10 protein-coding genes are annotated in these 12119 nt (G+C 69.4%); 2 read left to right on the top strand and 8 right to left on the bottom strand.

The genetic code is table 11. The features are described from left to right. Window positions 1-13: 13 nt before the first annotated feature. Window positions 14-826, top strand: a complete 813-nt coding sequence (locus tag LQ222_RS13130) for an enoyl-CoA hydratase-related protein (protein ID WP_230166963.1) — start codon at window positions 14-16, stop codon at window positions 824-826. Here the strand turns inward: LQ222_RS13130 and LQ222_RS13135 are convergent. The 8 genes from LQ222_RS13135 to LQ222_RS13170 all read right to left on the bottom strand — a co-directional run bounded on the left by LQ222_RS13135 (window position 813) and on the right by LQ222_RS13170 (window position 11170). Beyond that, window positions 813-2030: a CaiB/BaiF CoA-transferase family protein gene (locus LQ222_RS13135; RefSeq protein ID WP_230166965.1), complete on the bottom strand. Its 1218-nt coding sequence runs from the start codon at window positions 2028-2030 to the stop codon at window positions 813-815. The two genes, LQ222_RS13130 and LQ222_RS13135, sit on opposite strands and share 14 nt — an antisense overlap. A gap of 4 nt (window positions 2031-2034) precedes the next feature. Then, entirely contained in the window at window positions 2035-3210 is a 1176-nt protein-coding gene (locus LQ222_RS13140) for an acyl-CoA dehydrogenase family protein (RefSeq protein WP_230166967.1), read from the bottom strand. 65 nt (window positions 3211-3275) lie between these two features. After that, window positions 3276-4160, bottom strand: coding sequence for an MBL fold metallo-hydrolase (locus LQ222_RS13145; protein WP_230166968.1), 885 nt, complete (start codon window positions 4158-4160; stop codon window positions 3276-3278). 24 nt (window positions 4161-4184) lie between these two features. Beyond that, window positions 4185-5150, bottom strand: a complete 966-nt coding sequence (locus tag LQ222_RS13150) for a tripartite tricarboxylate transporter substrate binding protein (RefSeq protein ID WP_230166970.1) — start codon at window positions 5148-5150, stop codon at window positions 4185-4187. Between the two features lie 79 nt (window positions 5151-5229). Next, window positions 5230-6114, bottom strand: coding sequence for a DMT family transporter (locus tag LQ222_RS13155; RefSeq protein ID WP_230166973.1), 885 nt, complete (start codon window positions 6112-6114; stop codon window positions 5230-5232). Next, window positions 6111-6923: an alpha/beta fold hydrolase gene (locus tag LQ222_RS13160; protein WP_230166974.1), complete on the bottom strand. Its 813-nt coding sequence runs from the start codon at window positions 6921-6923 to the stop codon at window positions 6111-6113. Before LQ222_RS13160 ends, LQ222_RS13155 begins: the two co-directional genes overlap by 4 nt. A 135-nt stretch (window positions 6924-7058) precedes the next feature. After that, the gene (locus LQ222_RS13165) at window positions 7059-9905 is read right to left on the bottom strand and encodes an ATP-binding protein (protein ID WP_230166976.1); all 2847 of its coding nucleotides are present in this window, start codon (window positions 9903-9905) and stop codon (window positions 7059-7061) included. A 47-nt stretch (window positions 9906-9952) separates the two neighbouring features. Continuing rightward, entirely contained in the window at window positions 9953-11170 is a 1218-nt protein-coding gene (locus tag LQ222_RS13170) for a TRAP transporter substrate-binding protein (protein ID WP_230166978.1), read from the bottom strand. Window positions 11171-11370: 200 nt separating this feature from the next. Here LQ222_RS13170 and LQ222_RS13175 point away from each other — a divergent pair, with 200 nt between their 5' ends. Then, window positions 11371-12117 carry a glycerophosphodiester phosphodiesterase family protein gene (locus LQ222_RS13175; protein ID WP_230166979.1) on the top strand — a complete coding sequence of 249 codons (747 nt, stop codon included), beginning with the start codon at window positions 11371-11373 and terminating at the stop codon, window positions 12115-12117. Window positions 12118-12119: the final 2 nt, after the last annotated feature.

A 12119-nucleotide genomic window follows, 5' to 3' on the forward strand; every position in this document is an offset into this window, starting at 1 on the left:
GGAGCCTCGCCCGATGGCCTTCGCCGAAATCGCCTATGACGTCGCGGATCGCATCGCCACGATCACCCTGAACCGGCCCGACAAGCGCAACGCCTGGTCGCCCGAGACCGAGGCCGAGGTCCGTGACGCCTTCGCGCTGGCCGCGGAGGATGATGCCGTGCGGGCGATCATCCTGACCGGGGCCGGCAGCACCTTCTGCGTCGGCGCCGATGTGACGCGCATCGCCGGCGGCCGGCCGCCGCCACCGCGTTTCGTGGGGGTCACGCCGCCGCCGGGCGGCGATCCGCCGGTCGAGGACCTGTCGCGCCGCTACTCCTATATCCTGAACATCGGCAAGCCGGTGGTGGCGGCGATCAACGGGGCCGTCGCGGGCGTGGGTCTGGCCGTGTCATTGTATTGCGACCTGCGCTTCATGGTGGCGGGTGCCAAGCTGGCGGCGGCGTTTCCGAGGCGCGGCCTGATCGCCGAGCACGGTAGTGCGTGGATGCTGCCGCGCCTGATCGGGCCGATGAACGCAGCGGACCTGCTGCTGTCCGGCCGCACGATCACGGCGGAGGATGCCGCCGCGATGGGCCTGGTGCGCGTGCTGCCGGCCGACGGCTTCGGCCACGCCGTGCGCGCCTATGTCTCCGATATGGTCGAGAATTGTTCGCCGCGGTCGCTCCGCGTGATCCGACGGCAATTGGCGCTGGCGCCGCTGCAAACGCTTTCGGCGGCGATCGAGATAGCCGAGACGGAACAGGCCGCGACCATCGACACCGCGGATCGGCACGAGGGTGCGAAGGCCTTCCTCGAACGACGCAAGCCGAACTTCACGGGCCGCTGAAGCGCGGGCCCAATCCGCCGGCGGCGCGCACCGTCTCGCGCTCCGCCTCCGCCATGCCGAGCAACTCGCCGAGCACCTCGGCCTCGTGCTGGTTGAGGAAGGGGCTCGGCGCGAAATCGGGCGGCGGGGCGCCGTCGATGCGCAGCGGCGTGGCGGGCAGAACGACGCGGCCGACCTCGGGGTGATCGACCCAGCGCAGCATGCCGCGTTCGTGCATGCCGGGGTCTTCCAGCACTTCCTCAAGCGTGCGGACGGGCGCCGCGGGCACGCCGTGCTGGCGCGTCAGCGCCTCGAGTTCCGCGCGCGTATGGGCCGAGGTCCAGTCGGTGACCATGCGGTCCACCTCGGCCATATGCGTCACGCGGTCGGGATTCGTGCGGAAGCGTTCGTCGCCGATCAGCGCCTGCTGGCCCATCGCACCCAGCAGCCGGTCCCAATGGCCTTCTGTGACCACGATGATGGCGATCCAGCCATCCTTCGCCGGATAGACGTTGTACGGAGCCATCGCCATGCCGGCATGGCTGTTGCCCGTCCGCGGCGGCACATCCTTCTTCAGCATGCCGCCGAAATGCATGCCGATCGCCGAGGCCAACGTGGAATACGCAGCGTCCTGCATCGCGACCTCGACGAAGGCGCCCTTGCCTGTGCGTTCACGCGCGAACAACGCCGTCATCACCGCGCCGTACAGATGCGTGCCGCCCAGGAAGTCGCAAACGGTCGGGCCAGCCTTGGTCGGGGGGCCGTCCGGGAAGCCGGTGGTGTGCATGACGCCGACCGCGGCCTGCACCGTCAGGTCCATCGCAAGCCGGTCCTTGTCCGGCCCGGTCTGCCCGTAGCCCGATCCCGCCGCATAGATGATGCGCGGGTTGCGCTTGAGCAGCGCTTCGTGCCCCAGCCCCAGCCGGTCCATCGCGCCGGGGGAGAAATTCTCGATCACGACATCGGCGCGATCGACCAGGCGCAGGAATACCTCGCGTCCCTTCTCGTTCTTGAGGTCCAGCGACAGGCCACGCTTGTTCGAATTCAGCATGGCCATCGGAACCGATCCGCCGGCGACCATGGCGCGCCGGCGCAATGGCTCGCCGGTGGGCGGTTCGATCTTGATGACGGTCGCACCGGCCATCGCCATCAGGAACCCGGCATAGGGCGCCTGGTAGATATGCCCGAGGTCGAGGACGAGGATCCCCTCGAGCGGCCGCGTCATCGCCTCAGACCTTCCCGCCGAGCGCGCGCCGCCCGATCGCGCTGCGATGTACCTCCGACGGACCTTCATACACGCGCATCAGACGCACCTGCTGGTGCATGAGCTGCAGCGGCAGTTCCTTCGTGACGCCCATGGCGCCGAAGGTCTGCATGGCGTTGTCCAGCACCTGCTGCGCCATTTCGGTCGCGCGCACCTTCAGGATCGAGGCTTCCGTCCGCACGTCGGCGCCGGCATCCAGCTTGCGCGCGAGGTCTTCGACCATCAGCCGGCAGGCGTGCATTTCCATCACCGCATCGGCGGCGAACCACTGGATGGCCTGGCGATCGGCCAGGCGCACGCCCCAGGTCACGCGGTTCTGCGCCTGGTCGGCCATCATCTCCAGCGCGCGGCGCGCCATCCCCACGCAGCGCGCGCCCATCTGCATGCGGCGCACGTTCAGGCGCAACTGCATCGGCGCATAGCCGCGGCCGAGTTCGCCCAGCACGTTCTCGTGCGGGATGCGGCAATCCTCGAATACCAGTTCGTAGGTCGTGCGACCGCCCACCATCGGAATGGCGCGCTCGATGATGAAGCCGGGCGTGCCCTTTTCCACGATGAAGGCGGTGATGCCGTCCTGCCGCTTGCCGTCGCCGCTGCGCGCCATGAGGATGATGAAGTCGGCGCGCGGCACGTTGGAAACCCAGATCTTGCGCCCGTTGATCACCCAGTCGTCGCCCTCGCGCACCGCGCGCGTCGTCATGCCGGCAGGATCGCCGCCGGCGCCGGGCTCGCTGATCGCCATGGCGGAACGCATGTCGCCGCGTGCATAGGGGTCGAGGTACTTCGCGCGCTGCACCGGGCTCGCGACCTGCAGCATCATGTGCAGGTTCGGGCTGTCCGGCGGGATGGTGAAGGGCACGCAGGCGCGCGCCATCTCCTCCTCCGCCGCGGCAAGCGAGAGCAGTGGAAGATTGGCGCCGCCGAATTCCTCCGGCACGTCAAGGCCCCACAGGCCCAGTTCCTTGCAGCGGGCGAGGAGCGTCGCCTCCTCCTCCTCCGACAGCTTGAAGCCGCCGCCGGAGGCCTCGCGCTTGAGCACCGAGGGCTCGAGCGGCATCACGTCCCGCTCCACGAACTTCGCGACCAGATCCCGCAGCATGCGGGTCTCCTCGGTGGCGGCGTAGGGCTGGTTGTGGTCCATGGTGCGATCCTCCGAACGGGGCGATACCGACCACCGGGGGCGGGCGGCGTCAAGCGATGTGGTGCCTACCGCACGTAGCGCCAGCGGAAGCGATCGCCCTGCGTCTCCACGCGTCCGACCGACGGGTCGGGAAAGTGGATCGGCAGCACTTTCGTGTCCGTGCCTGCCACCTGGCCGAAGAAGGACCGGCGGCTGGCCTCGGCCTCGGCCGCGTCCCAGCAGAACACGGTGGACCAGTCCGGCTGATGCACCTGCAGCGCGTGGTGCATCAGGTCGCCGGTGATGACCGCGTGCTGGCCGCCACTGCGGATATGCACGCAGCAATGGCAGGGCGAATGGCCCGGCGTGGGTTGCAACGTGATGCGGTCATCCAGCTGGAAGTCGTCATCCACCAGCAGCGCCTGGCCGGCCGCGACCACCGGTTCGCAGTTGAAGCGGAAGACGTTGCCGCCACCGCCCGGGCGCGTTTCCTCGGCCTTGGTCGAGGCTTCCCATGCCGCGTATTCCCGCTTGTGGAACACGTACTTCGCCTTCGGGAAGGTCGGCACCCAGCGCCCGTCGCGCAGCACCGTGTTCCAGCCCGAATGGTCGATGTGCAGGTGCGTGCACAGCACGTAGTCGATGTCGTCGAAGCCCAGCCCCTCGGCCTTCAGCCCATCCAGCCAGGGCTGCTTCGGGAAATCCATGGGCGCCGGGTAGCCCTTGTCCTCACCGGTGCAGGTATCGACCAGGATGGTGTGGTGCGGCGTGCGCACGACATAGGTCTGGTAGGTGATGACCATCTTGCCGGTGGCGGCGTCGTAGGTTTCCGGTTCCACCTCCTTCAGCCGTTCCGCCAGCAGCTCCGGCGCGGCCGCGGCCTTGGGGAACATGAGTTCGGGCGCGCGCCACGGGCCGTCGCGCTCGATGATGCTGGTGATGGTGACGTCGCCGATGGTGAGCTTGCGCATGTGCTGTCCTGCGGGTTCAGAAGGTCATTCGGCGCGGATGCCGGCCTCGGCGGCCACGCGGCGCCAGGTGGGCACGTCCTCGGCGAGGCGCGTGGCAAGGGTGTCGGGGCTGCTCATCAGCGGCTCGGCACCGAGCATCGCGAAGCGCGCGCGGAAATCCGGGTCGCTGCGCAGGGCCGCGAGTTCGGTCGACATCCGCGCCAGGATCGGCGCCGGCAACCCCTTTGGCGCAGCGATCGCAAACCAGTTCGGCGCAACATAGCCGGGCACGGTCTCCTGCGCGGTTGGCACGTCTGGCAGTGCCGCGATGCGTTGCGCCGTCGTCACCGCCAGGATTCGCGCACGACCTTCCCTGGCATGGGCGAGCGTCTCCACGGTGCTGGCGAAGACCACGTCGATGTCGCGGGTATAGACAGCGTTCATCGCCTGCGCCGCGCCGCGATAGGGCACATGCACCATGTCGATCCGCGCGGTCGCAGCCAGCATCGCGCCGGACAAATGGTTGGACGACCCGATCCCCGACGTGCCGTAGGTGATGGTGCCCGGCTTCTCGCGCGCTTCGTCCACCAGCGCCTGCAGAGTCGCGAAGCGATGATCGGCGCGCACCGCGATGGTGGTCGCGATTTCCGCCACCAGCGATACCGGCGTGAGGTCCGTGCGCGGGTCGAAGCCGAGATTGGCGTATATCGCCGGTAGGATGGCGAGCGAGGAGGAGGTCAGCACGAATGTCGCGCCGTCCGGCGGGGCCTGGACGGTCGCGCGCAGGCCGATCGATCCGCCCGCGCCGGCGCGGTTGTCGATCACGAAGGGTTGGCCGAGCCTCTCGCGCAGCCGATCGCTGACCAGCCGGCCGACCGTGTCGATCGGCCCACCCGGCGCGAAGGGAATGATCAGGCGGATCGGGCGGTTCGGCCAGGCATCCTGCGCCAGCGCGGGCGCCGCGAGGCCGGCCAGGGCCGCGGCCAAGGCGCGCCGGTCGATGGACGTCATGCACTCCTCCTCGACCGTCCTGCTCGCGGCGGCCCTGGCCGACGATCCGACGGACGCGCCGGGTGTGCAAGATGTCGCGTCATCGGCGCCGCGCTTCGCGACGGGCGATCCATGTGGTGGCGGCGAAGATGATGGCCGCGCCCGCGAAGGTGGTGGCGGCCGGCACGTCCGAGAACACCAGCCATCCCAGCGCCGCCGCCCAGATGATGTCGAGGAACTTCACGGGCTGCGTCGCCGAGATGTCGGCGATCCGGAACGCCTCGGTCAGGCACCAATGGCCGGCGCTTCCCAGGAGGCCCGTCAGGAGGAACCAGCCCCATTGCTCGGCCGTCGGCCAGGTCCATCCCGGCAGCGCGAAGGGCAGCGTGAAGATGGTCACGGTGATCGCCTGCCAGGCGACGATCACCTCAGGCCGGTCGCGCCGCGTCAGGGCCTTGGTGATCAGGAAGGATGCCGCGAACAGCGGCACGGTGGCGAGCATCACCAGCGACCAGAAGCCGCCGCCCGTCCCGGTGAACTGCGGCGCGACCACCACCGCAATACCCAGCAGGCCGACGCCCGCGGCGATCCACCGGGCGCGCACAAAGGGCTCGCCGAGGAAAAGCACCGCACCGGCCATGATGAAGATCGGCCCGGTGAAGCCGATCGCGGTGGTGTCCGCCAGCGCGATATGCGGCAGCGCCCAGAACCACAACAGCAGCCCTGCGGTATGCACCAGGCCGCGCCACGCCTGGCCGCGCAGGTCATGCGGCCGCCAGGCGGCGAGCCCCGTGCGCAGAATGAAGGGCAGCAGCACGACGAGCCCCGCAAGGTAGCGCAGGAACTGCGTTTGGAAGGGGTCAAGGTCCTGCGCGAGGTGACGCGCCACGGCATTCAGCAAACAGAACTGGAAACCCGCGAGCGCCATCCACGCCATGCCGCGCAGGGTGGCGGTGCGCCGCGCGCCCGCGGGCGGCGCGGTCACACCCGTGCGGCTTCGCGAGCGAGCACGCGGGCAAGCGCTGCGTTGAACGGCGCCGCCGCCTCGTAGGCGACCCAATGGCCGGCATCGGGCACCAGTTCGATGCGGGCATCCGCGCGCATTTCCCGCACCAGGTCGAGCCGCTGCTGCACATGCGGGCGCGCAATGGCGTCCTGCTCGCCATAGATCGCGCCGAGCGGCGCGCGGCTGCGCAGGATCGCCTGCTTCAGCGAATCCGTATTCGCCCAGCCCTTGCTCTTGAAGCGGGCGCGGCGGGTATGGAGATCCTGCATCGCCAGCGCCACCTCGTCGATGCGCGATGCGTCGGCGAACATCAACTCGGCAAGGTTGTGGCGATTGGCGGCTTCGCGGTCGGCACCCTCGAGCTGGCGCACCTTCACCAGTTCGGTGCGCGACCGCACGAAGCCCAGCGCGCCGGCGCCGACGATCGTCAGGGAGGCGCAGTGGTCGGGGTCGATCGCTGCCAGGTGGCCGGAACACAGCGCCCCGAAGGAGAACCCCGCAAGGTCGTAGCCCTCGGTGCCAATCACCTGTCGCAGGCCTTCACGCAAGACTGCCGCCACGCCCTCGGGCCCGGCGGGCTCCGGCGGCATGTCGCTGTCGCCCAGCCCGGGCAGGTCCGGGCAGATCACCATCCGGTCGGTGGCGAAGGCGGCGATGTTGCGCAGCCAGTGGCGCCAGGAACCGGACCCGCCATGCAGCAGGACCAGCGGCCGCCCCGCACCCCAGGCGCGCCAGACCAGCGCACCGGTGCCGCAGGGCGTCTCCGCGCGGCGGGCGCCTTCGGCCACGGCGCGCAATGCTGCGTGCGGTTCCTCCCGAGCGTTGTTCCTGGACCAGATGAGCGAAGCCATGCGCAAGTCGTTCCCGAAGCACCGGGCGCATCCTAGGGCAGGTGGGGCGACGGTCCAGACCGCCCGTGCCGGTCAGCCGACGGTCGCGGTCCGCACCGGCGGGCCTGCTGCCACGTCCTCGACACCGAGGCGGCGTTCGAGGCTCGGCAGTGTCTCCCGCGCCACGGCGATGACGGCGACCTGCAGATCGGGCGAAGGGTCCCCCCCGCGCGAAGCCTTCTGAAGCGCCTCAGCCTCGATCGCGAGCCGACTTGCACCCAGGGTTCTCGCGGCGCCCAGCAGCCGGTGCGCGGCGTGCTGCACATGCCCGGCATCGGCGCGTTCCGCGGCGGAGGCGTTGGTCAGCAGCGCCAGCGACCGACGCACCTCGCCCACGAATTCGGCCAGGATGCCGTGGGCGGCATGACCCAACTCGCGTTCCAGGATATCGAGGGCCGAGGTATCGAGGTACGGCGCGGCTGGTTCCTGCGCAGCGGCGGCGGGCACCGCCTTTCGTCGTGGAATCTGCTGCACCAGGTCCAGCAGCGCGGTGCGGTCCAGCGGCTTGCCGAGATGCCCATCCATGCCCGCGCGGCGCGTCGCTTCCACCTGGTCCGGCAGCACTGAGGCGGTGAGAGCGATGACGGGAACCTCGCTGGCCGGCGCCGGCATGGCGCGCACGCGGCGCGTCGTCTCGAAGCCGTCCATGCCCGGCATCTGCAGGTCCATCAGCACCACATCGAAGCGCTGGCGTTCGAGCGCCAGCAGCGCCGTCGGCCCGTCCTCCGCCAGCGAGACGCTGTGACCGGCCGACTGCAGCATCGCCTGCGCGATCTGCCGGTTGGCCAGCACGTCGTCGACCACGAGCACGTTGAGCTTGAGCGCGGTCTGCGATGTGGCGGGGCTTGGCATGGGTGTCTTTTCCTCATCCAAGATGTCGCAGGCCCGCAGCGGCAATTCGACCCAGAACAGCGCGCCGCCGCCCGGCCGCTCGTCGCAACCGATCGTTCCGCCCATCAGCGCCACGAGCCGCGCCGATATGGCGAGGCCCAGCCCGGTGCCCTGGCCGTCCGCCCCGCTATTCGGCGCGAGCTGGACGAAATCCTCGAACAGAAGATTGCGCTTGTCTGCGGGAACGCCCGGGCCGGTGTCGGACACCTCGATCCGCAATTGACCATCGCCGAGCCCGCGCACCTTCAGATCGACGCGCCCGCCGGCGGGCGTGAATTTCACCGCGTTGGACAGCAGGTTGAGCAGCAGCTGCCGCGTCCGCATCGGGTCCAGCGAGGCGGCGGCGGGCAAATGCGGGTCGAGTTCCAGCTCAAAGGACAATGCCTTGCGCGCGATCTCCGGGGCCAGCAGCGTGGCGCAGCCTTCCAGCAGCGGGCGCAGCGCGACCGCCTGTGGCGCGAGGTCCAGCCGCCCGGCCTCGATCTTCGACAGATCGAGCAGGCCGTTCACCAGGTCAAGCAGATGGCGCCCGGCCTCGTGGAGTGTCTTGACCTGCTCGCGTTGGTCCGGTGCGAGGCGCGGGTCATGCAGCAGCACCTGGGCGAAGCCGAGCACGCCATTGAGCGGCGTGCGCAATTCATGCGAGACGCGGGCAAGGAAGCGGCTCTTGGCCTCGCCGGCGGCGGCAGCGGCATCGCGCGCGGTCGCCAGATCCTGCATGGCGCGCTTCAGCGCCGTGATGTCGGTACGAATGCCCACCGTCCCGCCGTCGGGCGTGCGGCGTTCCGTGATCAGGACCCAGCGGCCGTCGGGCAGCAGGCGCTCCATCGAGGGCTGGTTGCTGAGGTGGAAGGCCTTGCTTTCGGCCAGGAAGGCCTCGATGTCCGCGCCGGCCTGGGGATACTGCCCGCGCAGCGCACCTTCGCGCATGATGTCGTCGAAGGAATTGCCCGGCAGGATGAAGGGCGCGCTGATGCGGTAGAAATCCTTGTAGCGGCTGTTGCAGGCGACCAGGCGGTCTGCCGCATCGAACATCACGAAGCCGTCGGACATCGATTCCAGGGCGCTTTCCAGGGTCTGGCGCGCCTTGGCGCGTTCGTCCTCCGCCTTGCCGCGCTGCCGCAGGATGACCATCAAGGCGAGTGCGACGAGGATGATGACGATGCCGAGGATGGCGGAGACGCTGAACGCCCTGATGCGGTCGCGGTACCAGCCCGCGAGCGCGGCATCGACCTCGATGGTCGAGGTGATCACCAGGGTCGGATAGAGCGCCGGTCGGGCCGAGACGAAAACCTGGCGGCCGGTGAATCGACTGAGTGCAAGCGTCGCCTGCCCGTTCGGCATCGCCACGATCGGCGCTAGCTGCTGGCCGATCCGGGTCTCGTCATGCGGCACGGAGGCGAGCAGGACGCCGTCGTCGCGTTCCAGCGTCGTGCGCAAGCCGGGGCTTTCGCCGGCCGCGGACAGCAGCGATCGCACGGAGGGCAGCGGCACTTCCGCCACCGCCCTGACCGACCCGAGCCCGACGATGGTGACGTTGCGCGCAAAGAACAGGGACCATTCGCCGGTGCTCGGGTTCTGCACCGGGCCGCCGATCGAGACGCCGCCGCTGGCGGCGGCCAATTCCGAAAAGCCCGTCTCGACCGGAAGCGGCAGGCGTCGGCGCCGCGAGACCGGCAGCGCCGTGGCCACCGGCAAGCCATTGGCCCCGAGCAGCAGGATGTCGCGGTAGGTGAAGTTCTGGTTGATGAACTGGCGCAGCACGCGATTGACCGAGGCTATGTCGATCTGGCCGTTGTTGGCGAAGGGCGCCAGCATGGCGGGCAACCCGGCCAGCATGGCGTCGACCTGTACGAAGGCGCGGTTGATCGATGCTTCCGTCGCGATGCTGATGCGTTCGACGGCTTCCTGCGCGCCGCGGATCTGCGCTTCGCGCGCGCGCCCAATGATCATCATCGTCGCGGCCGTCTGCGCCAGGAGCAGGAGCACCGCGCCGATGAAGACGGCGCGACGCAGAAGCCGCGTATTCTGCATGGTCAGTCGGGTTGTGCCGTCACGCCCAGGGCGGGAGCAAGCCGCGTGTTCCAGGCCGCGACGCAGGCCTCGCCGCAGCGCCGCACCCAGCCCGGCAGCACGGTTTCGGTCAGCAGGCGCAGGCGCCGGGCCTGGTCGGCGTCGGACACCGGCACGATCGTGACATTGCCGCGCCGCCCGTTGCTGCAGGATGCCTGGCCGGCATTGCAGGCGATGCCTTCGCCGGTCTCGATTTCGGCGGCATCCCAGATCTCCCGTTCGAGCACGGCGACCTCCTGCCGGATGAGCGTGCGGGCCCAGTCCGGCAGGCCGTTCCAGGCGGCGCGGTTGGCACCGAAGACGGACAGCCCCCAGGTGATCGCCATGCTGTGCATGTGCGTCGTCACCTCGTGCAGGCCGATGGCATTGGCGGAGAGCGTGCCGGTCACGGCGCATTCGACGACACCGGAGCGCAGCGCGGCGAGGGTTTCGCCGAATGGGATCACGACCGGCGTGGCGCCGAGTGCCGCGAACATCTCGGACTGCCCGACCGAGGAGGTGCGGATGCGCCGGCCCGCGAGATCGGACAATCCGCTGAATGCGGTGCGGCAGAACAGGACCTGTGCCGGATATGTATAGACGGCCAGCAACTCGACGTCATACCGCTCCGCGAGCAGTTCCTCGAGATGCGGGCGGTACAGCGCCACGGTCCGGCGCAGCGCCGCCATGTCGGGATTCACGGTCGGCAGGTCGACGGCGTTGAATTCAGGTTCCTCGGTGCTGACGATCGCGAGCAGGGCCGTGCCGAACGGCACGACGCCAAGCCGCATCAATGCCAGCATCTCCTGCGCGCGGATGCCGCTGCGGTCGAAAGGCGCGATCTCGGCCTGGATGCGCCCGCCAGACAATTCCGGCAGCCGCCGGCGCCAGAACGGTTCCTCGTAGCGCAGGTACTGGCTGACATCCGCCAGTCCGCCGACAACCTTGAGGCGGATCGGCGGTTCGGCCGGCACGCTCGCCTGGCCCAGGGCGGCGATCGGCGCCAGGGCCAGCAGTACCGCGATGGCATGCCCGACCCATCGCCGAAGTCCCGCTGTTCCTGCCATAGGCACCTCCCGCGGCGCAGTGCTGACTGAATCCTGCCACTTATGCACGAAGAGTGTCACAAATCCCTTTAAGCGACGTCCAGCTTGCCTTGAAGGCCTCGCGCTGGCGCTTTCGCCGCGGTCTGGCCTGGCCACGCCGGAATGATCGTCGGATCGCTGAGCCAGTCAGCTGGGCGGCGGAGGTTATCGTACCGTCGGGGCATCGCGGCCTTCGAGGCTATATCGTAGCAGTTTGTCCGCAGCAGCCATAGGGTGGTCCGGCCGCGTTGCGGGTCAATTCGGCGTTTCCGTGTGATGTCGGGACAGGCCCGACGTCGTGTCCGAGGTTCCTTCGCATGACGCACCACCCGACCGCCATCGCGAGCCATCGCGGCGGCGCCTTCCTGTGGCCGGAGAACAGCCTGACCGCGTTTCGCGAAACCGCGCGACTGCGGCTCGAGCAGGCGGAATGCGACGTGCATGCCACCGCCGATGGCGACGTCGTCGTCATGCACGACGCCACACTCGAACGCACGACGGATGGGATCGGGGCGGTCGCGGCACTGACCTCCGCGGCGTTTCGCCGCCTTCGCGTGAAGGGATGCCGCGGCGAGGCGCCGCCCATGCTCCGCGACATGCTCGATGCCCTCGCGGGATCTGCGGTCGCGCCGCGGGTCGAGATCAAGTCCGACACCCAGGGCCGGCCCTACCCGGGCCTCGTGCCACGGGTCCTGAAGGTGCTCGACGGCACCGCCACGCGGAGCGCGACATGGATCATCGCCTTTGAGGCGCAGGTCGCGGCCGAGGCCGCCGCCGCTGGCGGGCTGGCCGGGGTGGCGTGGCTGCTCGAACGCGCGACCTGGCGCGGCCTTGGCATGCGCGGGACCATCGCTGTCGCCCAGGCCTACGGATTTCCCGAGATCGGGGTGCACGAATCGCAACTCGATGCGGAGGGCGTCGCAGCACTGCGCGCGGCGGGGATTGGCGTGTCGGTCTGGGGGGCGAACCACGAGGCGTCGATCCGGCGGATGCTGGGTCTCGGGGTGGATGTGCTGACGACCGACGATCCACCGCTGGCGATTGAGCTACGCGCCAAGGCCTGAGA

Origin of the sequence: Roseomonas sp. CECT 9278 (assembly GCF_918698155.1) — a bacterium.
Classification (GTDB): Bacteria; Pseudomonadota; Alphaproteobacteria; order Acetobacterales; family Acetobacteraceae; genus Neoroseomonas.